The organism is Actinoplanes sp. NPDC049668 (assembly GCF_044465445.1).
Lineage (GTDB): Bacteria > Actinomycetota > Actinomycetes > Mycobacteriales > Micromonosporaceae > Actinoplanes.
Map to the genome: position 1 here is coordinate 442,617 of NZ_JBITLR010000002.1, position 22,493 is coordinate 465,109.

Annotated in this window: 20 protein-coding genes; 9 read left to right on the top strand and 11 right to left on the bottom strand. The window is 73.0% G+C overall.

Features of this window, described 5'->3' with window-relative positions; genetic code table 11:
• Positions 1 to 2: 2 nt before the first annotated feature.
• Complete coding sequence (locus tag ACIBSW_RS09070) at positions 3 to 2,198, bottom strand: LuxR C-terminal-related transcriptional regulator (RefSeq protein WP_354725602.1); 2,196 nt, start codon at positions 2,196 to 2,198, stop codon at positions 3 to 5.
• 147 nt (positions 2,199 to 2,345) lie between these two features.
• Between ACIBSW_RS09070 and ACIBSW_RS09075 the strand changes: the two genes are divergently transcribed.
• Complete coding sequence (locus tag ACIBSW_RS09075; protein WP_354725604.1) at positions 2,346 to 3,002, top strand: alpha/beta fold hydrolase; 657 nt, start codon at positions 2,346 to 2,348, stop codon at positions 3,000 to 3,002.
• Positions 3,003 to 3,008: 6 nt separating this feature from the next.
• Here ACIBSW_RS09075 and glpK (ACIBSW_RS09080) read toward each other — a convergent pair whose 3' ends face one another.
• Together glpK (ACIBSW_RS09080) and ACIBSW_RS09085 are read right to left on the bottom strand one after the other, a co-directional pair.
• Positions 3,009 to 4,502, bottom strand: coding sequence for a glycerol kinase GlpK (glpK, locus tag ACIBSW_RS09080; protein WP_354725606.1), 1,494 nt, complete (start codon positions 4,500 to 4,502; stop codon positions 3,009 to 3,011).
• A 17-nt stretch (positions 4,503 to 4,519) separates the two neighbouring features.
• Entirely contained in the window at positions 4,520 to 5,275 is a 756-nt protein-coding gene (locus ACIBSW_RS09085) for an IclR family transcriptional regulator (protein ID WP_184993110.1), read from the bottom strand.
• A gap of 126 nt (positions 5,276 to 5,401) precedes the next feature.
• Here ACIBSW_RS09085 and ACIBSW_RS09090 point away from each other — a divergent pair, with 126 nt between their 5' ends.
• The 6 genes from ACIBSW_RS09090 to ACIBSW_RS09115 are packed head-to-tail and all read left to right on the top strand — an operon-like array spanning position 5,402 to position 12,373.
• On the top strand, positions 5,402 to 6,241 hold the full coding sequence (locus ACIBSW_RS09090) for an MIP/aquaporin family protein (RefSeq protein ID WP_354725608.1): 840 nt from the start codon (positions 5,402 to 5,404) through the stop codon (positions 6,239 to 6,241).
• The gene (gene glpK, locus ACIBSW_RS09095) at positions 6,234 to 7,751 is read left to right on the top strand and encodes a glycerol kinase GlpK (protein WP_354725610.1); all 1,518 of its coding nucleotides are present in this window, start codon (positions 6,234 to 6,236) and stop codon (positions 7,749 to 7,751) included. Before ACIBSW_RS09090 ends, glpK (ACIBSW_RS09095) begins: the two co-directional genes overlap by 8 nt.
• Positions 7,744 to 9,450, top strand: coding sequence for a glycerol-3-phosphate dehydrogenase/oxidase (locus ACIBSW_RS09100; protein WP_354725612.1), 1,707 nt, complete (start codon positions 7,744 to 7,746; stop codon positions 9,448 to 9,450). Before glpK (ACIBSW_RS09095) ends, ACIBSW_RS09100 begins: the two co-directional genes overlap by 8 nt.
• A 13-nt stretch (positions 9,451 to 9,463) precedes the next feature.
• A complete protein-coding gene (locus ACIBSW_RS09105; protein ID WP_354725614.1) occupies positions 9,464 to 10,501 on the top strand; it encodes an alpha/beta fold hydrolase in 1,038 nt (345 codons plus the stop codon).
• A 60-nt stretch (positions 10,502 to 10,561) separates the two neighbouring features.
• Complete coding sequence (locus tag ACIBSW_RS09110) at positions 10,562 to 11,086, top strand: cysteine dioxygenase family protein (protein WP_354725616.1); 525 nt, start codon at positions 10,562 to 10,564, stop codon at positions 11,084 to 11,086.
• 33 nt (positions 11,087 to 11,119) lie between these two features.
• Positions 11,120 to 12,373, top strand: coding sequence for a hypothetical protein (locus tag ACIBSW_RS09115; RefSeq protein ID WP_354725618.1), 1,254 nt, complete (start codon positions 11,120 to 11,122; stop codon positions 12,371 to 12,373).
• Here ACIBSW_RS09115 and ACIBSW_RS09120 read toward each other — a convergent pair.
• The 8 genes from ACIBSW_RS09120 to ACIBSW_RS09155 all read right to left on the bottom strand — a co-directional run bounded on the left by ACIBSW_RS09120 (position 12,279) and on the right by ACIBSW_RS09155 (position 20,065).
• The gene (locus tag ACIBSW_RS09120) at positions 12,279 to 13,514 is read right to left on the bottom strand and encodes a glycoside hydrolase family 3 N-terminal domain-containing protein (protein WP_354725620.1); all 1,236 of its coding nucleotides are present in this window, start codon (positions 13,512 to 13,514) and stop codon (positions 12,279 to 12,281) included. The genes ACIBSW_RS09115 and ACIBSW_RS09120 overlap by 95 nt on opposite strands.
• Before the next feature lie 60 nt (positions 13,515 to 13,574).
• Entirely contained in the window at positions 13,575 to 14,732 is a 1,158-nt protein-coding gene (locus ACIBSW_RS09125) for a hypothetical protein (RefSeq protein ID WP_354725622.1), read from the bottom strand.
• Between the two features lie 99 nt (positions 14,733 to 14,831).
• Entirely contained in the window at positions 14,832 to 15,248 is a 417-nt protein-coding gene (locus ACIBSW_RS09130; protein ID WP_354725624.1) for a DUF1801 domain-containing protein, read from the bottom strand.
• Between the two features lie 81 nt (positions 15,249 to 15,329).
• Positions 15,330 to 15,629, bottom strand: a complete 300-nt coding sequence (locus ACIBSW_RS09135; protein ID WP_404799285.1) for a DUF3349 domain-containing protein — start codon at positions 15,627 to 15,629, stop codon at positions 15,330 to 15,332.
• A 34-nt stretch (positions 15,630 to 15,663) separates the two neighbouring features.
• Positions 15,664 to 15,957: a hypothetical protein gene (locus ACIBSW_RS09140; protein ID WP_354725628.1), complete on the bottom strand. Its 294-nt coding sequence runs from the start codon at positions 15,955 to 15,957 to the stop codon at positions 15,664 to 15,666.
• A gap of 11 nt (positions 15,958 to 15,968) precedes the next feature.
• Positions 15,969 to 17,210 (bottom strand): inorganic phosphate transporter, encoded by a 1,242-nt coding sequence (locus tag ACIBSW_RS09145; RefSeq protein ID WP_354725630.1) that lies wholly within the window; start codon positions 17,208 to 17,210, stop codon positions 15,969 to 15,971.
• A 156-nt stretch (positions 17,211 to 17,366) separates the two neighbouring features.
• Positions 17,367 to 18,668 (bottom strand): aspartate aminotransferase family protein, encoded by a 1,302-nt coding sequence (locus ACIBSW_RS09150; RefSeq protein WP_354725632.1) that lies wholly within the window; start codon positions 18,666 to 18,668, stop codon positions 17,367 to 17,369.
• A 17-nt stretch (positions 18,669 to 18,685) separates the two neighbouring features.
• Positions 18,686 to 20,065, bottom strand: coding sequence for a PLP-dependent aminotransferase family protein (locus ACIBSW_RS09155; RefSeq protein WP_354725634.1), 1,380 nt, complete (start codon positions 20,063 to 20,065; stop codon positions 18,686 to 18,688).
• Positions 20,066 to 20,243: 178 nt separating this feature from the next.
• Between ACIBSW_RS09155 and ACIBSW_RS09160 the strand changes: the two genes are divergently transcribed.
• Together ACIBSW_RS09160 and hydA are read left to right on the top strand one after the other, a co-directional pair.
• Positions 20,244 to 21,083 (top strand): nitrilase-related carbon-nitrogen hydrolase, encoded by an 840-nt coding sequence (locus tag ACIBSW_RS09160; RefSeq protein WP_354725636.1) that lies wholly within the window; start codon positions 20,244 to 20,246, stop codon positions 21,081 to 21,083.
• Positions 21,083 to 22,486 (top strand): dihydropyrimidinase, encoded by a 1,404-nt coding sequence (gene hydA / locus ACIBSW_RS09165; RefSeq protein ID WP_354725638.1) that lies wholly within the window; start codon positions 21,083 to 21,085, stop codon positions 22,484 to 22,486. The genes ACIBSW_RS09160 and hydA overlap by 1 nt, the downstream gene beginning before the upstream one ends.
• The last annotated feature ends 7 nt before the right edge of the window (positions 22,487 to 22,493 follow it).

Sequence of the window (22,493 nt, forward strand, 5' to 3'; positions counted from 1 at the left end):
CCTCAGCCCATGAGGCGGGCCAACTCGGTGCGCGAGCGCACGCCGAGCCGGGCGAAGACGTTGCGCAGGTGGTGGTCGATCGTGCGCGGGCTGAGGAAGAGCTGCTCGGCCACCTCCCGGTTGGTGGCGCCGTCGGCCACCAGCCGGGCGATCCGCTCCTGCTGCGCGGTCAGTCCGCGGGCCGCGGCGACCGGCCGGGGCGGCACGGCCGCGCCGGCGGCGCGCAGCTCGACGTCGGCCTGCGCCGCCCACGGCGCCGCGTCCAGCAGCCGGAACGTCTCCTCGGCCCGGCGCAGGTGTTCGCGGGCGGCGCCCGGCCGGCGCCGGCGCCGCAGGTCGCGGCCGTAGAGCAGCTCGGTGTGCGCGCGGGCGAAGTCGGCGTCGCCGCGCCGGTGCTCGCGCAGCGCCTCCTGGAAGTACTCCTCCGCGGCGCGCGGATCCGTCGCGCGCAGGGCCCGGCAGCGGGCGCGCAGCGCCAGCCAGTAGGGCTGCCCGGTGCCGGCCGCCCAGCGGTCGAACGGCTCGAAGACCCCGTCGAGCACCGCGGTCCGCGCCGCCGGCGGCGTGTGCGGCGGCGGGTCGCAGCGCCAGTACGCCTCGATCAGGTGCGGGGCGGCCGCCACCTGCACCACCAGGCTGCCGCGGCCGGCGGGCCCGACGAAGATCGAGTCCAGCCGGTGCAGCGCGGCGCGCGGCCGCCCCTCGACCAAGTCCAGCAGCGCGAGGGCCCACTCGCAGAAGGCGCGGGCCTGGCCGGGACCCTTGGCGCTGTCGTACACCCCGGCGGCGCGGATCCGCAGCACGCAGGTGTCCCGGTCGCCGACCAGCGCCGCCAGCACGGCGAGGATGCCGAGGTGGCTCTGCGCCAGGGCGGGCTGCCCGGTGGCCCGGGCCAGCGCCGCGCCCTCGGTCGCGGCGGCCAGCGCGACGTCGTGGTGCCCGGCCGCCAGCCCGGCGAAGGCCGCCACCTCCAGCCCCTGCGGCACCAGCGTCACCGCGCCGCGGTCCCCGGCCAGCTCGACCGCCCGGCCGGCCAGCACCCGGGCGGCGGGCCCGTCGCCGAGCAGCACCGCGGCGTTGGCGGCCCGGATCAGCGCGACGGGGTCCGCGACCGCCGGCGCCGTGCGCAGCACGTCGCGCAGGTGCGCGAAGGCGGCGTCGTGGTCGCCCTCGTACATGGCGGCGAGGCCGGCGACCTGGTGACAGGCCTGCGCCACCGGATCCGGCGCGTCGGGCGTGCGCCGCGCGAGGATCCGCCGGGCCAGCCCGCAGTAGCCGCCCTGCCCGCCGGCCAGGTGCACCGCCTCGCCGGCCAGTAGCAGGGCCTCCAGCGCGGCGGGGAGGTCCCGCGAGGACAGCTCCGCCGCCGCGCTCAGCAGGGTGTCCCGGGCGGTGGCGGCGTCGCCCTGGCGCAGGTCCATCTCGCCGGCGAGGCTGCGGGCGTGCGCGTGCGCCGGCGCCTGCGGGCTGCGCCCGGCGCGGCGCAGCAGCAGCCGGGCCTGCTGCCGCTCCCCCGCGAGCCAGGCCTGCCGGGCGGCGGCTGCGAGGGCCTCGACGGCGAAGTCGGCGGCGGTGGTCAGCTCCGCGGCGTACCGGTATGCGGCCGACGCCGTGCGGGCGGGCCCGTCGGCGGCCGCCGCGAACAGCTCGCGGGCCAGGCGCTCGTCGCTGCCGGCCGCCGCGGCGGCGCGGTGCACCAGGGCGCGCAGCCGCTCGCCGCGCCGGCCGAGCAGCTCGGCGAGGTCCAGGTGCGCGGCCCGGCGCCGCGCGTGCGGCGCGTCGTAATACACGACCGCGCGCAGCACGGCCGGCAGGAACTGCACCCCGGTCGGGGTGACCGTGACCAGGCAGGCCTGCTCGGCGGCGACGAGGTCCTGCTCGCCGGTCGCGGCCAGCAGCTCGCCGGCGGTCAGGTCCGGGTCCGCCGCGGCCAGCAGCAGGGCGTGGCGGGCCGGGCCGGGCAGCCCGGCGACGGCGGCCCGGCAGGCGCGCCCCAGCCGGCTGGTCAGCGGCAGGGTGCACGGCGGCGGCACGCTGCCGCGGATCTGCCCGGGCGTGAGCATCCCGGCGAGCTCGGTGAGGACGTCGGGGTCGCCGCCCGCGAGCCGGATCAGCGCGGTGACCAGCTCCTCGGGCAGGCCGGGCAGGCGCTCGGCCAGCAGCTCCCGGCAGGCACCCTCATCGAGGGCTTCTTGCACTAATGGTGCAATTACCATGCGGCCAAGTTTCCGGCTCGATCACCCGGCAGCGCAAGGCCGGTGATTTCACCGATGTGTCAAAACTGTTGCCGACGCAGGCTGCGAAGACCATCGATGCCCCCGTCTTGGAGGTCCACCTTGCGCCGGATGTTCGCAATCCTGCTCGCCGCCGTGGCCGCGCTCGCGGTCGCGCCCGCCGCCCCCGCGGCCGCGGCCGCCCGCACCCCGGTCGTCTTCGTGCACGGCTACACCGGCAGCGCCTCGAACTGGGCCACCGCACAGAGCGTGTTCCGGGCCGCCGGCTACAGCAGCAGCGAGCTGTACGCCTACGAGTACAACTCGTACGGCGACAACGTGACCAACGCCCGCGGGCTGGCCACCTTCGTCAGCCAGGTGCGCAGCCGCACCGGCGCCGCCAAGGTCGACATCGTGAACCACTCGATGGGCGGCCTGGTCAGCCTCTGGTACCTCAAGCAGCTCGGCGGCGCGCAGTACGTCAACCACCTGGCGTCGCTGGCCGGCGCCAACCACGGCACCACGTACGCGGGCGCCTGCCTGATCTACATCACCTGCCAGCAGATGTACCCCGGCTCGTCGTTCATCAACACGCTCAGCGCCGGCGACGAGACCCCCGGCGCGACGCGCTACGCCACCTGGTACTCCGCGTGCGACGGCATCATCATCCCGTACACCAGTACGGTCCTGAGCGGAGCGACCAACAACGCGGTGCTCTGCGAGACCCACCTCGGCTACCTCACCGACACCTCGGTGCTGTCCCAGGTCCGCGGCTTCCTGGGCACCTGACCGAGGTCAGCCGGGTTTGATCCAGTCGAAGGTGCGCTCGACCGCGCGGCGCCAGTTGTCGTACTCGCGGTCGCGCAGCGCCGGGTCCATCGCCGGCATCCACTGTGCCGCCCGGTGCCAGTTGCGCCGCAGGTCCTCCAGGTCCGGCCAGTAGCCGACCGCGAGGCCTGCGGCGTACGCGGCGCCCAGCGACACCGTCTCGCTGGCCAGCGGGCGGACCACCGGCACGTCCAGCACGTCGGCGATGAACTGCATCAGCAGGTTGTCCGCGGTCATCCCGCCGTCGACCTTGAGCGTCTTGAGGGTCAGCCCGGAGTCGGCGTTCATCGCGTCGACGACCTCGCGGGTCTGCCAGCCGGTCGCCTCCAGCACGGCCCGGGCCAGGTGGCCCTTGGTGATGTACGAGGTCAGGCCGACGATGACGCCGCGGGCCTCGCTGCGCCAGTACGGTGCGTACAGGCCGGAGAAGGCCGGGACGATGTAGCAGCCGCCGTTGTCGCCGACCGTGCGCGCCAGGGTCTCGATCTCCGGCGCGCTCGCGATCAGTTCGAGCTGGTCGCGGAACCACTGGACCAGCGAGCCGGTGATCGCGATCGAGCCCTCCAGGGCGTACTGCGCGGGCTCGCCGGCGAGCTGGTACGCGACGGTGCTGAGCAGCCCGTGCGTCGAGCGGACCAGCTCCGTACCGGTGTTGAGCAGCAGGAAGCTGCCGGTGCCGTAGGTGCATTTGGCCTCGCCGGGCGTGAAGCAGGTCTGGCCGAACAGCGCGGCCTGCTGGTCGCCGAGCGCCGCGCCGATCCGTACGCCCGGGAACGCGGCCGCCGCCGTCCCGAAGACCGCGACCGACGCGCGCACCTCCGGCAGCATGGCGCGGGGTATGCCGAAGAACTCGCAGGCCCGCGCCGACCAGCGCAGGCTGCGCACGTCCAGCAGCATGGTGCGGCTGGCGTTGGTCACGTCGGTGACGTGCAGTCCGCCGGTGAGGTTCCAGATCAGCCAGGTCTCCATCGTGCCGAAGAGCACCTCGCCGCGCTCGGCGCGCTCCCGCAGCCCGGGCGTGTGATCGAGCATCCAGCTCATCCGCGGGCCGGAGAAGTACGTGGCCAGCGGCAGCCCGCAGCACTCCTGCACCTCGTCGGCGCCGGGCGCGGCCAGCAGCGCGTTGACCAGGCCGTCGGTGCGGGTGTCCTGCCAGACGATGGCCCGCCCGACCGGCACGCCGGTGCGCCGGTCCCAGAGCACGGTGGTCTCCCGCTGGTTGGCGATGCCGACGGCGGCGACCTGCTCGGTGGTGATACCGGCCCGCTGCAGGGCCAACGGCCCCAGCCGCTCGACGTTGCGCCAGATCTCCGCCGCGTCGTGCTCGACCCAGCCGGGCCGGGGGAAGTACTGCTTGTGCTCCTGCTGAGCCAGGGAGACGAGCTGGCCGTGGCGATCGAACACGATGCACCGCGTCGAGGTGGTGCCCTGGTCGATGGCGACCACGTAGCGCTCGGTCATGATGCCTCCCTGAGTTCTCAGTGCCGGGCGGCCCCGAGATCCCGGGAGACCGCGCGGGCGGCGTCCCGGACGTAGCCGACCAGTCGCGGGTGCGGCCGGTACCTGGTGTCGCACATGCGCTCGACGAGCCCGGAGACGCCGATCGCGCCGACGACCAGGCCGCCGTACCCCCGGATCGGCGCGGCGATCGCCGCCTCGCCGAGGGTCAGCTCCTCGATCTCCGCGCCCCAGCCGGCCAGCCGCACCTGCTCGAGGGCCGCGGCGAGCTCGCGGGGCGACACGACGGTGCGCCGGGTGAACCGTTCGAGCTCCGCGGGCGGCAAAGCGGAGCGGTACGCGAGCAGCACCTTGCCCAGCGCGGTGGCGTGCAGCGGCAGGAGCGAGCCGACCTCCAGGGTCTGGAACGTGTCGTCGGGACGGAACACGTGGTGCACGACCAGCACCCGGCCCTCTAGGACGGTGCCGATCCGGACGGCCTCGCCGCTGCGCGCGGCGAGCGGGTCCGCCCAGTTGATCGATCGGGAGCGCAGTTCGTTGATGTCGAGATAGCTGGTGCCGAGGTGCAGCAGGGCCGCGCCGAGCTGATAACGGCCGGACACCCGGTCCTGCTCGACGAAGCCGACGCCCTGCAGCGTGCGCAGAATGCCGTGCGTCGTCCCCTTGGCGAGATCGAGGGATTTCGCGATCTCGCCGAGGCCGAGACGGCCGGTGCCACCGGCGAGCATCCGCAGGATCGCGGCCGCACGCTCGATCGACTGCACCGTGCCGGGCACGTTTCGGACTCTATGCCAATCAGTTACCGAGTGCGCACGCTGAGCGTTCGACAATGCCGAACGGCGTTCATTGCCGGTGCCCACCAGCGTCCATAGCGTCGGGTCACATCGGACCCTGGAGGGCACATGGCAGCACGACTCAAGATCCCGGGAATGCTCGGCGAGCTCGCGGCCGAGTTCGCCGGGACTCTGATCCTCATCCTCTTCGGCGTCGGCGTCGTCGCGCAGGTCGTGGCCGGCGGCTTCGGCGACCACGACAGCATCGCCTGGGCCTGGGGCCTGGGCGTCACGTTCGGCGTCTACGTCGCGGGCCGGATCAGCGGCGCGCACCTCAACCCCGCGGTCACCGTCGCGCTCGCGGTCTTCAAGGGCTTCGAGTGGCGCAAGGTGGCGCCCTACTGCGGCGCCCAGTTCCTCGGCGCGTTCGTCGCCGCGCTGCTGGTGCGCTGGAACTACACCGAGGCGCTGCACGCGGCGGACCCCGGCCTCACCATCAAGACCCAGGGGGTCTTCTCCACCCTGCCGGGCAACGGCGCGCTGCCGGTCAACGAGTGGGGCGCGCTGCGCGACCAGGTCATCGGCACCGCCATCCTGCTGTTCCTCATCCTCGCGGTCACCGAGGCCGCGGCGACTCCGCCGGGCGCCAACCTGGCGCCGTTCATCATCGGCCTGATCGTCGTGGCGATCGGCATGGCGTGGGGCACCAACGCCGGCTACGCGATCAACCCGGCGCGTGACTTCGGGCCGCGACTCGCCAGTTTCCTGACCGGATACGGTGGCGCATTCCGGGACCAGACGGGTTATCTGTACTTCTGGGTCCCGATCATCGGCCCGATCGTCGGCGGCATTCTGGGCGCCGGTCTCTACCAGGTACTGGTAGGACGGTTCCTTCCGACGGCCGGCCCGCAGGAACCGGGCAGACTTCCGACCCCGCCGAACGAGCACGTGGAGGCAAACCGTGGCTGACTTCGTCGCCGCCGTAGACCAGGGCACGACCAGCACCCGCTTCATGATCTTCGACCACGGCGGGAACGAGGTCGGCCGCCACCAGCTCGAGCACCAGCAGATCCTGCCGCAGGCCGGCTGGGTCGAGCACAACCCGATCGAGATCTGGGAACGGACCGTCTCGGTCATCCGGACCGCGATGCAGCAGGCCAACCTGCAGGCGAGCGACCTGGCCGCGCTGGGCGTCACCAACCAGCGCGAGACCACGGTGGTGTGGGACCGGCGCACCGGGCGCCCGTACTACAACGCGATCGTCTGGCAGGACACCCGCACCGACCGGATCGCCTCGGCGCTGGACCGCGACGGCCGCGGCGACGTCATCCGGCGCAAGGCCGGGCTGCCGCCGGCCACCTACTTCTCCGGCGGCAAGATCCAGTGGATCCTGGAGAACGTCGACGGGGTCCGCGCGGCGGCCGAGCGCGGCGACGCGATCTTCGGCAACACCGACAGCTGGCTGCTCTGGCACCTCACCGGCGGCGTCGAGGGCGGCAACCACATCACCGACGTGACCAACGCCAGCCGCACGATGCTGATGAACCTGGAGACCCTCGACTGGGACGACGAGCTGCTCTCGTTCTTCGGCATCCCGCGGCAGATGCTGCCGGAGATCCGGCCGTCGTCGGACCCGAACACCTACGGCATGGCGCACGCGCCCGGCCCGCTCGGCGGCGACGTCCCGCTCACCGGCGACCTCGGCGACCAGCAGGCGGCGACGGTCGGCCAGGTGTGCTTCGCGCCGGGCGAGGCCAAGAACACCTACGGTACGGGCAACTTCATGCTGCTCAACACCGGCACCGAGCTGGTGCGCTCGAACAACGGCCTGCTCACCACGGTCTGCTACAAGTTCGGCGACGCACCGGCGGTCTACGCCCTCGAGGGCTCGATCGCGGTCACCGGCTCTGCGGTGCAGTGGCTGCGCGACCAGCTGCACATCATCAACGAGGCGTCGGAGAGCGAGACCCTGGCCGCGACGGTGCCGGACACCGGCGGCGTCTACTTCGTGCCGGCGTTCTCCGGGCTGTTCGCGCCGTACTGGCGCTCGGACGCCCGCGGCGCGATCGTCGGGCTGTCGCGCTTCAACACCGGCGCACACCTGGCCCGGGCCGCCCTGGAGTCGATCTGCTACCAGAGCCGCGACGTCGTCGAGGCGATGGCGCAGGACTCCGGCGTCAACCTGGACGTGCTCAAGGTGGACGGCGGCATCACCGCCAACGAGCTGTGCATGCAGATCCAGGCGGACGTGCTCGGCGTCGCGGTGAGCCGGCCGGTCGTGGCCGAGACCACCGCGCTCGGCGCCGCCTACGCGGCCGGGCTGGCGGTCGGCTTCTGGAAGTCGACCGACGAGCTGCGGGAGAACTGGAACGAGTCGCGGCGCTGGCAGCCCGCGTGGACGGCGGAGCAGCGGGAACAGGGATACGGCCGGTGGAAGAAGGCCGTGCAGCGAACTCTCGATTGGGTCGACGTTGACTGACACCACTCTCTCTCCGGCCGGCCGGGGAGCCGCACTCTCCGCGCTGGCCGACAGCGAGGTCGACGTGCTCGTCGTAGGTGGCGGCGTGGTGGGCGCGGGCTGCGCCCTCGACGCCGCCACCCGCGGCCTCTCCGTCGGCCTGCTCGAGGCGCGCGACTTCGCCTCGGGCACGTCCAGCCGGTCCAGCAAGCTCATCCACGGCGGCCTGCGCTACCTGGAGATGCTGGACTTCGCCCTGGTCCGCGAGGCGCTGCGGGAACGCGGCCTGATCCTCACCCGGCTCGCGCCGCACCTGGCCCGGCCCGTCCCGTTCCTCTACCCCCTGCAGCACCGCGGCTGGGAGCGGCTCTACGCGGGAGCCGGGGTACTGCTCTACGACGCGATGGCCACGGCCGCGCCCGGCCTGCCGCGGCACCGGCACCTGTCGCGGCGCGGCGCCCTGCGGGTCTGCCCGGCGCTGCGGCGCGACGCCCTGGTCGGCGCGCTGCAGTACTACGACGCCCAGCTCGACGACGCCCGGCACACCATGTTCCTGGCCCGCACGGCCGCCGCGTACGGCGCGCACGTCGCGTCCCGCGCCGAGGTGGTCGGCTTCCTGCGCGAGGGCGAGCGGGTCACCGGCGTACGGGTGCACGACCTGGAGCACGACCACGTGTTCGAGGTGCGGGCCCAGCAGATCATCAACGCGACGGGCGTGTGGACCGACGACACCCAGGCGCTGGTCGGCGAGCGCGGCCAGTTCCACGTGCGGGCGTCGAAGGGCATCCACCTGATCGTGCCCCGGGACCGCATCCAGTCCTCGACGGGCCTGATCAGCCGCACCCCGAGCAGCGTGCTGTTCATCATCCCGTGGGGCCGGCACTGGATCATCGGCACCACCGACACCGACTGGACCCTGGACAAGGCGCACCCGGCCGCGTCCAGCACCGACATCGACTACCTGCTCGACCAGGTCAACCGGGTGCTGGCGACGCCGCTGAGCCGGACCGACGTGCAGGGCGTCTACGCCGGGCTGCGCCCGCTGCTCTCCGGCGAGTCGGAGTCCACGTCGAAGCTGTCCCGCGAGCACACCGTCGCCAGCCCGACGCCGGGGGTGGTCGTGGTGGCGGGCGGCAAGTACACGACGTACCGGGTGATGGCCCGCGACGCGGTGGACGCCGCGGTGCACGGCCTCGGCCGCTCGGTGCCCCGCTCGTGCACGGAACGGGTGCCGCTGCTGGGCGCCGAGGGTTACACCGCGCTGTGGAACCGCCGCCGGCTGCTGGCGGACTCCTCCGGCCTGCACGTCGCCCGGGTGGAGCACCTGCTCGGCCGGTACGGCTCCCTGATCGACGAGCTGCTCGAGCTGATCCGGGCCGACCCGGGCCTCGGCCGGCCGATCGAGGGCGCGGAGGACCACCTGCGCGCCGAGCTGGTCTACGCGGCCAGCCACGAGGGCGCCCGGCACCTGGAGGACGCGCTCACCCGGCGCACCCGGATCTCGATCGGGACGTTCGACCGCGGCATCGCCGCCGCGCCGGTCGCGGCGCAGCTGATGGGCCCGGTGCTGGGCTGGACCGCCGAGCAGACGGAACGGGAGGTGCGGCACTACCGGCTGCGGGTGGAGGCGGAACGCGCGTCGCAGGAGCAGCCGGACGACGAGACGGCCGACGCCGCGCGCCTCGGCGCCCCGGATGTCGTACCCCTGCGCACGCCCTGACGGGCGCCCGCCGGTGCGGTACGCCCGCAACGACGGGCTCAGCATCGCGTACCAGGTGCTGGAGGGTCCCGGTCCGGACCTGCTCTTCGTCCCGGGCTTCGTCACGCACCTGGACCTGGCGTGGGACGAGCCGTTCCTCGCCCGGTTCCTGCGCGGCCTGGCCGGCTTCAGCCGGCTGATCTGGTTCGACCGGCGCGGCACCGGCCTCTCGGATCCCACGCCGGCCGGCCTGACGCTCGACGACGCGGTCGAGGACGTCCGGGTCGTGCTGCGGGCCGCCGGCTCCGGCCCGGCGGTGCTGTTCGGCGTGGCGGTCGGCGCCGCCATCTGCACCGCGTACGCGCTGCGCCACCCGGCGGACGTCCGCTCGCTGGTGCTCTGGGCCGGGCACGCCCGGCTGCTGCGCGCGCCCGGATACCCGGCGGGCTGGACCGAGGAGTTCCTGGCCGACGTGCTCGCGGGCATCGACGCCGACTGGGCGCAGGGCGCGGGCGTCGCCGCGATGAACCCGACCCTGGCCGGCGACGAGCGGTACCGGGCCTGGTTCGTCCGCAACGCCCGGGCGGCCGCGAGCCCGGCGCAGGCGCGGGAGCTGTTCGGGCTGTGCGCGGCGACGGACTTCCGCGGCGACCTGGCCGGCATCTCGGTGCCGACCCTGGCGGTGCAGCACGCCGACGACCCGTGGCTGTCGGCCGAGCACTCCCGCTACGTGGCCGCGCACATCCCGGAGGCCGAGCTGGTGGTGCTGCCCGGCGTCGACCACTGGCCGTGGATCGGCGACGCGGACGCGGCGCTGATCGAGATCGAGGCGTTCCTCACCGGGGTGCGGCACGGCCGCCGCGACCGGCCGGCGTGGGGACCGGAGGCGCTGACCCGCCGGGAGCGGGAGGTCGCCGCCCTCGCGGTGCAGGGGCTGAGCGCGGCGCGGATCGGCGCCCGCCTGCACATCAGCGAACGCACGGCCGAGTCGCACATCGCCGGCGCCTACCGCAAGCTCGGCGTCGGTTCCCGGGTGGAGCTGGTCCGGCGGGCCGCCGAGTGGGGACTCTGACCCGCGAACTTCGGTACCGGTACGGAGGCGCCGGCCGCCGGCCGCTCCTACCGTCACGGCATGGACACCACGACACTGGTACGCACGATCGCGACGGCGGACCCGGACGAGGTCCCCGAGGTGCTGGCGGCGGCGCTGGCCGGGCCGGGCGACTGGCTCGACGAGCAGTACCTGCGGCGCCCGGCCGACCGCGACTGGATGCTGTATCCGCTGTACCGGGCCGCGGACGGCCGCCGCTCGCTGGTCATCGCGGTCTTCCGCCCGGGCGCCGAGGCCCCGATCCACGACCACGGATCCTGGGCGGCGATCGGCATCTACCGGGGCCGGGAGCGCGAGACCTGGTACCGCATGAACGCCGAGGAGCGCCTGGAGCGGGTGCGCAGCTTCGTCAACGGCACCGGCGCGGTGAGCGTGATCCCGGACGGCGTGATCCACACCGTACGGGCCCTGGACGACACCGACGCGATCTCGATCCACGTGTACGGCACGGACATCGTCACGCAGGAGCGGAACATGTTCGACCCGCACACCCACCGGGCGTCCCGCTACCTGCCACCGTTCACCGAAACGACTTCGAAACATTGACTGCTACAAATATGTCTCCGTAGGCTCCCGGGAATGGGGGCAACCTTGCACACCTGGATGCGCCGGATCGCCGGCGCGGGCCTGGCGGCCGCGATGATCCTGACCGGGCCGGCCACCGCGGCCTCGGCGGCGGCGCCGGTGCTGTTCAGCGACGACTTCTCCGACGGCGACGCCGCCGGCTGGCGCACGTCCGGCGGCAGCTGGTCGGTCGCCGAGCAGAGCCTGCGCCAGGAGGCGACCGGCGCCCGGGCGGTCGCCCGGGCCGGTGAGGCGTCCTGGACCGACTACGCGGTCTCCGTCCGGGTCCGGCCCGCCGCCTACCGCGACGCGGGCTCCTCGGCCGGCGTGCAGGCCCGGGTGCAGGGCGACGGCAGCCACTACTACCTGGCGACCCGCGCCGACGACACCGTCGAGCTCGGCCGGGTGCTCGGCGGCCGGTCGACGACGCTGGCCACCGCGGCCTATCCGGCCGCCACGCAGATCTGGCGGTACCTGACCCTGGTCGTCAAGGGCACGACCGTGCTCGGCGTGGTCAACGGCGAGCCGCTGCTGCGCGCCACCGACACCCGGCTCGCCCGCGGCCGGGCCGGGCTCGCCACGACCTACACCGACGCCACGTTCGACGACGTCTCGGTCGGGTCGTACGCCGCCACCACACCGGACACCCAGGCGCCGCTCACCCCGGGGCGGCCTCGCGTCGTCGACGTCACGCCGACCACGGTGACGCTCTCCTGGCTGCCGACGATCGACAACGTCGGCGTGGTCGACTACGTCCTCTACCAGGGCGAACAGTTCTACCAGCAGTACCCGGTCCGCACGGTCACCGGCACCGGTCCGGTCACCCTGTCGATCAGCCCGACGGCGGCGTCCATCCACTACGCACTCGCGGCGCGCGACGCCGCGGGCAACACCTCACCGATCTCGGGGCGGACCAGCATCCCGCAGCCGCCGAGCTTCCCCCGCTCCGGCGACGACACGGTGGCGCCCACCAGGCCGGGCAGCCCGGTGCTGACCGGGCAGACCGCCGACGGCCGCGGGATCCTGAGCTGGACGCCCGCGACCGACAACGTCGGCGTGGTCGAGTACCACGTGCTGCTGACCGTCAACATCGACGAGGTCCGGGTGCTCGCCAAGGTCGCCGAGCCGACCGCGACGGTCTCGGTGAACAGCGGCGGCGGCCCGATGGTCCGGGTCATCGCGTACGACGCGGCGTGGAACGCGAGTTATGGCGCGATGGTTCCGTACGGGCCGGCGCCGACTCCGACACCGACGGCGCCGGGCAGCTGAGCAGGCCGGCGCGGTACTTGGCGTGCAGGACGTGGCCCGCCGCGTCGGTCACCCGGGCGGCGAAGACCGGGGACCGGCGCGCGGCGGCGAGCAGGGCCGCGGTCATCACGCCGACGTTCTGCGGCCGGATCGTCAGCACCAGGTCGCCGCCCGCGTCCACGAAGCGCACGGCCCGGTCGCCTTCCGGCACCGATTCGACGGCGTCCGCCGCGCCCAGATCGTCGGACATGATCAGGCCGGTGTAGCCGAGGCGCCCGCGCAGCAGGCCCGTGACGATCGGCCGCGAGAACACCGCGATGGAGGTGGGGTCCAGCCGCGGGTATGACGCCAGCGAGACCATCACCCCGGCCGAGCCGGCGTCGATCCCGGCCGCGAACGGCTCGAGGTACTCGTCCTCGGCGGTCGCGGTGTGATCGACCGCCCGGGTGGACGTGTCGGTGTTGGCGCGCACCCGGCCCAGCCCGGGGAAGTGTTTGAGGATCGTCAGCACGCCCGTGCCCTGCGAGGCCGGCACCACCGTACGGATGTCCTCGGCGACCCGTACCGGATCGGAGCCGTACTCCCGGCCGAACGCCCCGATCGGCGGGTTGGCCTCCCCCAGGCCGGCCGGCACCGTGTCCGCGACCGGCGCGAGGTTGACCGTCACGCCGATCCGCGCGAGCCGCCCGGCGCCGTCGCGGACGGTGTCGCGCAGCACCGCCGGCGGCCCGGCGCCGAGGCGCCGCGCGGCCGGGATCACCGGGAAGTCGGGGCCCTTGAGGGCCTGCACGCTGCCGCCCTCCTGGTCGACGGCGACGAGCAGGGGAAGTTCGGCGTCGCGTTGCAGCGCCGCGATGTCGCCGCGAAGGTCGGCGGCCGGGCGCACGCTGCGCCCGGACAGGAAGGCGCCGCCGAGGTGGTAGCGGGCCACCAGGCCGCCCAGCCCGCGCGGCGCGTTCGCCGGGACGCCCACCATGAGCAGCTGACCGACGCGCTCCTCGAGCGACAGCGCCACGACGGCCGCCGCCACGCACGGCGGGAAGGCGCCGACGGGCGCGGGCGCCGACGAGGTGGCGGGTGGCCGGACCGCGGAGGTCTCCGCGCCGACGACCGCGAGCGGGACCAGCGCGGCCGCCGCGAGACACCACCGCATGATCGTCATCGGCGCCCAATGTAGAACGGCGGGGCCACCGTGGTGGTGGCCCCGCCGTTCAAGGTCCTGCTACTGGTTGAGCGAGCAGGGCGCGAACCGCTCCAAACCCTCCGGCTTGGCCGCGGCCCGGCCGATCGCGGTCTCGATGCGGTTCAGCACCGCGAACCGCTTGTCCTCCAGCGGCCCGAGGATCGCGTTCTGGATGAAGTTCGGGCCGCCGTCGCCCGCGCTGGTCACCAGCCGCCTGTTCGCCTCGGCGATCTGCGTGTCGAGCAGCTCCAGGTTGCGGGTGACCTCGGCCGCCGCCTGCGCCGGGATGGCCGGAAGGCCGGTCACGGCGGGGCAGTTCACGGTGGGTGCCGCGCCCGCGTTGCCGGCGTCGCCCGCATTGCCGGCGTTGCCGGCGGCCGGTACCGCGGTCGGCTCGGGAGCGGCGACGCCGCCGCCGTTCTGGTTCAGCGAGCAGGTCGCCAGGCCGTTGACGTCGAGCACCGGCTTCGCCGCGTTGCGCCCGATCGCCGTGGCCATCCGGTTGATGGTCGCGACCCGCTTGTCCTTCAGCGGCCCGAGGATCGCGTTCTGGATGAAGTTCGCGCCGCCCTCGCCGATGCTGGAGGCCAGCCGCTTGTTCGCCTCGGCGATCTGCGTGTTGAGCAGCGCCAGGTTGCGCTCGATCTCGGCGGTGGCCTGCGCCGGGACGGCGCCGAGCGAACCCGCGACGGCCGGGCAGCTCACCGTCGGGGCGGCACCCGCCGCACCCTCCTCGGCGGGGTCCGCGGCCGGCACGTTCGCCGGCTCGGGAGCGGCGACGCCGCCGCCGTTCTGGTTCAGCGAGCACGTCGCCAGGCCGTTGACGTCGAGGTTCGGCTTCGGGGCGCTGCGCCCGATCGCGGTGGCCATCCGGTTGATGGTGGCGACCCGCTTGTCCTTCAGAGGTCCGAGAATGGCGTTCTGGATGAAGTTGGCGCCGCCCTCACCCGCGCTGGTGACGAGGCGCTTGTTGGCCTCGGCGATCTGGGTGTTGAGCAGTGCCAGGTTGCGCTCGATCTCCGCGGTCGCGCGGGCCGGCACGGCACCGAGCGAACCCGCGACGGCGGGGCAGTTCACCGTGGGGGCGCTGGACTCGGCGGCGGACGCGACACCCAGGCCGACGCCGACGAGTGCCACGGCGACCGCGCCGACGCCGGCGATCTGCCAGCGGCGGGCGGTGGTACGGGAGGAAATCATTCTTCGCCTGAGCCTTCCTGTCGTAGGACCTCGCCCCCTAGTACGGAAGCGCTCCCACAACGGATCAAGGTCAGGCGAATCTCCGGGAGATTTCGGCGCTCAGGGCGCCAGGGTCTTGCCGTCCAGCTTGCGGAAACCGTCCGCGACCAGCTCACGGAGCACGTCGGAGTCGACGTCCGCGAGCCGGCGGAGGTACAGGCACGACCTGCCGAGACGATGCGGGCCGAGGCGGTCGAGCATCTCCTGCTCGAAGCCCGCCGAGATGTAGATCGTCATGGCGCTCTTGCGCGGCGAGAGCCCCACCGGCGGCCAGTCGCCCTCCTGCCCGGAGGCGTACCGGTAGTGGTAGGTGCCGAAGCCGACGATGGCCGGGCCCCACATCTCCGGCGCCACCCCGGTGGCCTGCGCCATGAGCGCGCAGACGGCCTGGGCGTCGGCGCGGCGCTTCGGGTCCGGCACGGCGGCCAGGAAGTCGCCGACGCTGGCGCCGGTCCGTACCGTCTTGGGGGCGGACATGATCAGCTCACCATCTCCCACGGTGACACCCGGCGAGCCTAACCCGCCGAATGTGACCGCCGCCACACCCCGGGCCGCGGATCACTCGGCGGTGGGCGGGTCCACCAGCGGCCAGCCGCCGGCGGCGAGCCGGGCCGAGACCCGGACCACGTCCTCCGGGGTGGCCACCTGCAGCAGCGCCGTGCTGATCATCTGCTCGATGTCCTCGGTGCTGATCGGGTCGTCGCCGGCCAGCACCGACTGGTCCGCGAGGTCCACCGCGATCCGGCGGACCTCGTCCTCGGTCATCCGGCGGCGCAGCACGCCGAGCAGCGCGACGTAGTCCCCGCGTGGGATGCCCGCCGGATAGCCGGCCCGTAGCCACTCGACGGCACGGGTCATGAAATTCGCGCGTAGATCGGTCATGGTCTGCCGCTTACTTGTCCACGATCGCCGGGTAGAAGTGCTGGAAGCTCAGCGTCTTGCCGAAGCCGCCGGCGACGATGTAGGCGATACCCAGCGCGACGCCGAGCAACACGATCGCGAACAGAAGATAGCCGGTCACCGTGCCGATCGGGCGGGCCCGCGGGCCCGGCTCGGCGTCGTCGCCCGCGCCGTAGGACAGGGCCCGGACGCCCAGCGCGAACAGCAGCGGCAGGCCCGCGCCGAGCAGGACGCTCGCGAGGAGGACCTTTCCGGCGCCCTCGAGGGCGAATCCCAGGTTGTGCATGCCGGCTCCTCTCAGCTCGCCGCGCGGACGGTCACGGACTCGGCGGCGGGCACGGCCTGCTCGGCCGGCGCGCCCTCCCAGTCGTCGTTGACGTTGGTGTGGTCCACCCGGATCCGGCGCGACCGCAGGTACATGGCCGCCGCCAGGACCAGCAGGATCACGAAGACGACCGTCGCGCCGGCCAGCCCGCCGCCGAGCAGGCTGCCGATCCACCACATCAGGGCGCCGACGACCGCGGCCGCGGGCAGCGTGATCAGCCACGCCGCGAACATCCGGCCGGCCACCCGCCAGCGCACCTGCGCGCCGGGGCGCCCGACGCCGGAGCCCAGGATCGAGCCGGTCGCGACGTGCGTGGTGGAGAGCGCGAAGCCGAGGTGGCTCGAGGCGAGGATCACCGTCGCCGAGGTGGAGTCGGCGGCGAGGCCCTGCCGCGGCGCGATCTCGACCAGGCCCTTGCCGAGCGAGCGGATGATCCGCCAGCCGCCGAGATAGGTGCCGAGCGCGATCGCCACGGCGCAGGCGGCCTTCACCCAGAACGGGATGTTCTCGGTGTCGGTCCAGTCGCCCGCCGCGATCAGCGCGAGCGTGATGACGCCCATCGTCTTCTGCGCGTCGTTGGTGCCGTGCGCGAGCGAGATCAGGGAGGCGCCGCCGATCTGGCCCCAGCGGAAGCCGTTCCGGGTGAACCGCTCCGCCATCCCGGCGGTGACCCGGTAGATGAGCCAGGTGCCGGTCGCGGCGACCACGCCGGCGATGACCGGCGACATGAAGGCGGGCAGGATCACCTTGCCGACCACGCCGTCGAGCTTGCTGCCGTCGCCGTTCCAGTTGACCCCGGCCCAGCCGAGGCCGGCGACGGTGGCGCCGACCAGGCCGCCGAACAGGGCGTGCGAGGAGCTGGACGGCAGCCCGAGCAGCCAGGTCAGCAGGTTCCAGACGATGCCGCCGACCAGGCCGGCGAGCACGATCAGCAGCAGCGCGGACCCGCCGTCGGCGAGCAGCTCGGGCCGGGGCGCCCCGCTCGAGCTCTGGATCTTCACGACGGCGTTCGTCACGGTCAGCGCGACCTCGACGGACAGGAACGCCCCGATGAGATTGAGGACGCCGGAGAGGGCGACGGCGGCCTTCGGCCTGAGCGCGCCGGTGGCGATGGAGGTGGCCATCGCGTTGGCGGTGTCGTGGAATCCGTTCGTGAAGTCGAACCCGAGCGCGGTGACGACCACGAGGGCCAATATCACGGATGTGTCTGTCACACGCAGATAGTGGCTGTCCAGATCAAGAAGGAAAAGAGGCTAACGGGTAACACATCGGAATCTGCGACGACATCACACCCGAACCTTCCCCGGGGTCACTGCAAGATCACCCACCGGCGCGCCTCGGGGCCGGCACGCGCCGGCCCCCGGGGCCACTCAGAACGCCTCGGCGTCCGCCGCGCGGATCGCGTCCACGAGGATCGCCAGGCCCTCGCGGGCCTCGTCGTCGGTCAGCGTCAGCGGCGGGCCCATGCGCAGGACGTTGCCGTACAGGCCGCCCTTGCCGACCAGCAGGCCGCCGCGGCGGCAGCCGTCGAAGACGCGCATCGTCGAGGCCGGGTCCGGATCTGTCGTGCCGGGGCGGACGAACTCGACGCCGATCATCAGGCCGCGGCCGCGTACCTCCGCGACGATCCTGGTGTCGGCCACCGCCTCGCGCAGGCCGTCGAGCAGGATCCGGCCCGTGCGCTTGGCGTTCGCCTGCAGGTCGTGGTCCAGGACGTAGTCGAGGACCGCGATGCCCGCCGCCGTCGAGACCGGGTTGCCGCCGAAGGTGGAGAAACTCGTCGCCGGCACCGCGTTCACCAGCTCCGCGCGCCCGACCACGCCGGCCAGGGCGAAGCCGTTGCCGATGCCCTTGGCGAAGGTGATCAGATCCGGCTGCACGTCGTGCGCCTGGTAGCCCCAGAAGTGGTCGCCGGTGCGGCCCCAGCCGGTCTGCACCTCGTCGGCGATGAGCAGGATGCCGTGGTTGTCGAGCTCCTTCTTCAGCGCGCCGAGCAGCCCGTCGGGCGCGTGCACAAAGCCACCGACGCCCTGGATCGGCTCGGCGATCAGCGCGGCCACGTCGCCCGAGGTGGTGGTCGCCAGCACCTCGCGCAGGTCCTCGACGGCCGCCTCGATGTGATCGGCATCGGACAGTCCCTTCATCCGGCCGCGGAGCCGGTCGCCCGAGCTGAGCCAGGACACGGTCACCGGGCTCAGCGCGCTCGCCGACCAGCTGCGGTGCCCGGTGATCGCCATCGCCGCGAACGACCGGCCGTGGTAGCTGTTGCGGATCGCCAGGATCTGGTTGGAGCGGCGATGGTTGGTGGTGAACAGCAGCGCCGCCTCGTTCGCCTCGGTGCCCGAGTTGGTGAAGAAGACCCGCGGGTCGGCGATCCCGGAGACCCGGGCGATCTTCTCGGCGAGCTCGACCTGCTTGCGGATCAGGTAGAGCGTCGAGCTGTGCACGATGCCGGTGGCGATCTGCCGCTCGACCGCCTCGCGCACCTCGGCGACGTCGTAGCCGAGCATGTTGGTCAGCACGCCGCCGAAGAAGTCCAGGTAGGAGCGCCCGTTCGCGTCGGTCACGCGCCGGCCGGAGCCGCTCACGAGCTCGATCGCGTCGTCGCCGTAGTAGGTCGTCACCCAGGACGGCAGCACGGCCTGGTGCCGGGCGAGCAGGTCATCGGTCACGGAGTCCTCCAAGTGAGCTAGCGCCAGCCCGGCGGGTGCGGGCGGGAACGGTGGCCGCTGCCGCGCGAGGACGCGCCGGCGGCGGAGGCGAGAATCTCGGCCAGGGAGTCGAAGTCGTCGCGGATCAGGCCGACGGTCACCCGGACGTGCTCGGCGCCGAGCGGGGTGACCTCGAAGGGCGCGCCGGGCGCGACGGCGATGCCGTGCGCGGCGAGCGCGAGCATCGCCATCTGCTGATCCTCGACGGTCAGCCAGAGGTTGATGCCGTCCGCGGCGACGGCCTTCGCGCCACGGGCGGCGAGCGCGGACAGCATCGTGGCGCGGCGCCGGGCGTACGCGTCGCGGGCCGCGGCGACCTGCGCGATCGCGGGCTCGGACGTGAGCAGGTCGAGCAGGACGGCCTGCAGCAGCCGGCTGGACCAGCCCGGCCCGAGCAGGCGGCGGTCGGCCACCGCGGCGATCAGCGCGGCCGGTCCGCCGAGGGCGGCCAGCCGCAGGTCGGGGCCGTGGCTCTTGGAGAAGCCGGCCACGTGCGCGGTCCGATCCGGCAGCCGGGTGCCGAGGCTGACCGGCGGCGCGGTCGCGATGTCGCCGGCGTGGTCGTCCTCGACGATCGTGACCTGCGGGTACGCGGCGAGCGCGTCCGCCAGCTCGGCGACCCGCCGCGCGGTGAGGCTGACGCCGGTCGGGTTGTGCGCCCGCGGCTGCAGGTAGACCGCGACCGGGTCGTACTCGCGCAGCGCCGCGCCCAGCGCCTCCGGGCACATCCCCTGGTCGTCGACCGGCACGCCGACCACCGTCGCGCCGACGGCCTCGAGCAGGTCGAGCACCGGCGGGAAGGCCGGGCTCTCGACCAGGACGTGGTCGCCGAAGCGGACCAGGGCGGCGGTCACCCGGTCGAGCGCGTCGAGCGCGCCGTCGACCACGGTCAACCGCTCCACCGGGTACGGCCAGCGCTGCCGCAGCACCGTCTCCAACCCCGGCAACACCGGCCCCTCGAGGTAACTCGTGGTGAGCCGGGCGTCGCCGACGCGCTTCAGCGACTCGGCGAGGCTCGGCAGCAGGTCGTAGTCGGGTACGCCGGTGGAGAGATCGCGCACGACCCCGGGCAGCAGGCTGCCCAGCTGCGCGTACCGGAGGCGCTGGCGGGCCAGGACCGGGACGCTGACGAAGGAGCCGGACCGGCCGCGGGTCTGGATCGCCCCGGCCCGGGCCAGGCCGCGCCAGGCCTCGCTCACGGTGGTCGGGCTGACCCCGAGCTCCCGGGCGACGTCGCGCACCGTGGGCAGCCGCGCCCCGACGGGCAGATCACCCGCGGTGACGAGGCGCCCGACGGCCGCGGCGATCCCCCGGGCACTGCGGTCGTCGACCGCCCCCGCGATAAGCCCAAGCAGCAAATTACGTCTCCGAAACATTTGATAACAGGCGAGTGATTGTCCGCCTGAAGTTGTGTCATTAGTGTCCTACCTCATCGACCCATGATGTCAAGCGATGAGCTGGTGACGATGACAGACGGTGGACGGACGATCACAATCGTGGGGTGACCCACGCCACCGGAACAGAGGAGGCATATCCATGAGCAATGTCATCCGGGCCGCCCTCGTCCAGACCAACTGGACGGGCGACAAGGAATCGATGATCAAGGCGCACGAGGCGTACGCCCGGGAAGCCGCGGCCCAGGGTGCGAAGGTGATCTGCTTCCAGGAGCTGTTCTACGGCCCCTACTTCTGCCAGGTGCAGGACCCGGCCTACTACGAGTACGCCGAGGCGATCCCCGGCCCGACCACCGAGCGCTTCCAGGCGCTCGCGGCCGAGCTCGGCATGGTGATGGTCCTGCCGATGTACGAGCAGGAGCAGCCCGGCGTCCTCTACAACACCGCCGCGGTGCTCGACGCGGACGGCAGCTACCTCGGCAAGTACCGCAAGAACCACATCCCCCAGGTCAAGGGCTTCTGGGAGAAGTTCTACTTCCGCCCCGGCAACCTGGGCTACCCGGTGTTCGACACCGCGGTCGGCAAGGTCGGCGTCTACATCTGCTACGACCGGCACTTCCCCGAGGGCTGGCGCGCGCTCGGCCTGAACGGCGCGCAGATCGTCTTCAACCCGTCGGCGACCAGCCGCGGCCTGTCGTCGTACCTGTGGCAGCTGGAGCAGCCGGCCAGCGCGGTGGCGAACGAGTACTTCATCGGCGCGATCAACCGGACCGGCATCGAGGAGCTCGGCGACAACGACTTCTACGGGCAGTCGTACTTCGTCGACCCGGAGGGCAAGTTCGTCGGCGAGGTCGCCGACACGCACAACCCGGAGCTGGTCGTCCGCGACCTGGACCTGGACCTGCTGGCCACGGTCCGCGACCGGTGGGCGTTCTACCGCGACCGCCGCCCCGACAGCTACGACGGTCTGGTGGCGCCGTGATGACGAGCTACCTGATCAAGGGAGGGACGGTCGTCGGCCCGACCGGCGCCGCCCCGGCGGACGTGCTGGTCGACGGCGAGACCATCGCGGCGGTCTTCGCACCGGGCCGCGGGCCGGAGGGCGTCGAGACCATCGACGCGACCGGCCGGTACGTGATCCCCGGCGCGATCGACGCGCACACCCACATGGAGCTGCCGTTCGGCGGCACGGCCGCGAGCGACACGTTCGACACCGGCACCCGGGCGGCGGCCTTCGGCGGGGTCACCACGATCATCGACTTCGCCGTGCAGCGCTACGGCGAGGTGGTGCAGGACGGCCTGGCCGCGTGGCACGCCAAGGCCGAGGGCAACTGCCACATCGACTACGGCTTCCACATGATCCTGGGCGGCGTGACCGACGAGTCGCTCAAGGCCATGGATCAGCTGGTCAACGACGAGGGCATCGCCAGCTTCAAGCTGTTCATGGCGTACCCGGGCGTGTTCCTCAGCGACGACGGGCAGATCCTGCGGGCGATGCAGAAGGCGCGCGACAACGGCGCCATGATCATGATGCACGCGGAGAACGGTCCCGCGATCGACGTCCTGGTCAAGCAGGCCCTCGAGCGCGGCGAGACCGACCCGTACTACCACGGCGTGACCCGGCCGCAGGAGCTCGAGGCCGAGGCGACCAGCCGGGCGATCTGGCTGGCCAGCGTGGCCGCCGACTGCCCGCTGTACATCGTGCACCTGTCCGCGAGCAAGGCGCTCGAACAGGTCGCGGCGGCCCGGGACACCGGCCGCAACGTCTTCGCCGAGACCTGCCCGCAGTACCTCTACCTGACGCTGGAGGACCAGCTCGGCGCGCCCGGCTTCGAGGGCGCCAAGTGGGTCTGCTCGACGCCGCTGCGCAGCAAGCACGAGAGCCACCGCGCCGACCTGTGGCGGGGCCTGCGCACCAACGACCTCGCCGTGGTCTCCACCGACCACTGCCCGTTCTGCATGAAGGACCAGAAGGAGCTCGGGCTCGGCGACTTCTCCAAGATCCCGAACGGCATCGGCGGCGTCGAGCACCGCGTCGACCTGCTGTACCAGGGCGTGGTCGACGGGAAGCTGTCGCTGGCCCGCTGGGTCGAGACGATCGCGACGACGCCGGCGCGGATGTTCGGCATGTACCCGAGGAAGGGCATCATCGCGCCCGGCTCCGACGCCGACATCGTGCTCTACGACCCGAAGGGCCGGACCCGGATCAGCGCGTCCACCCACCACATGAACATGGACTACTCGGCCTGGGAGGGCTGGGAGATCTCCGGCAAGGTCGACACGGTCATCTCGCGGGGTGCCGTCGTCGTGCAGGGCAACGAGTACAAGGGACGAAAGGGTCACGGCCGGTACGTGCGCCGCGGGCTTTCGGACTACCTGGTCTAGGGGGCCA

Excerpts from the sequence above, each read along its gene's own strand:
- ACIBSW_RS09125 (WP_354725622.1), bottom strand. The coding sequence starts at position 14,732 with ATGATTTCCTCCCGTACCACCGCCCGCCGCTGGCAGATCGCCGGCGTC.
- ACIBSW_RS09090 (WP_354725608.1), top strand. The coding sequence starts at position 5,402 with ATGGCAGCACGACTCAAGATCCCGGGAATGCTCGGCGAGCTCGCGGCC.
- hydA (WP_354725638.1), top strand. The coding sequence starts at position 21,083 with ATGACGAGCTACCTGATCAAGGGAGGGACGGTCGTCGGCCCGACCGGC.
- glpK (WP_354725606.1), bottom strand. The coding sequence starts at position 4,502 with ATGACCGAGCGCTACGTGGTCGCCATCGACCAGGGCACCACCTCGACG.
- ACIBSW_RS09160 (WP_354725636.1), top strand. The coding sequence starts at position 20,244 with ATGAGCAATGTCATCCGGGCCGCCCTCGTCCAGACCAACTGGACGGGC.
- ACIBSW_RS09120 (WP_354725620.1), bottom strand. The coding sequence starts at position 13,514 with ATGACGATCATGCGGTGGTGTCTCGCGGCGGCCGCGCTGGTCCCGCTC.
- ACIBSW_RS09115 (WP_354725618.1), top strand. The coding sequence starts at position 11,120 with ATGGGGGCAACCTTGCACACCTGGATGCGCCGGATCGCCGGCGCGGGC.
- ACIBSW_RS09075 (WP_354725604.1), top strand. The coding sequence starts at position 2,346 with ATGTTCGCAATCCTGCTCGCCGCCGTGGCCGCGCTCGCGGTCGCGCCC.
- ACIBSW_RS09130 (WP_354725624.1), bottom strand. The coding sequence starts at position 15,248 with ATGTCCGCCCCCAAGACGGTACGGACCGGCGCCAGCGTCGGCGACTTC.
- ACIBSW_RS09135 (WP_404799285.1), bottom strand. The coding sequence starts at position 15,629 with ATGACCCGTGCCGTCGAGTGGCTACGGGCCGGCTATCCGGCGGGCATC.
- ACIBSW_RS09110 (WP_354725616.1), top strand. The coding sequence starts at position 10,562 with ATGGACACCACGACACTGGTACGCACGATCGCGACGGCGGACCCGGAC.
- ACIBSW_RS09140 (WP_354725628.1), bottom strand. The coding sequence starts at position 15,957 with ATGCACAACCTGGGATTCGCCCTCGAGGGCGCCGGAAAGGTCCTCCTC.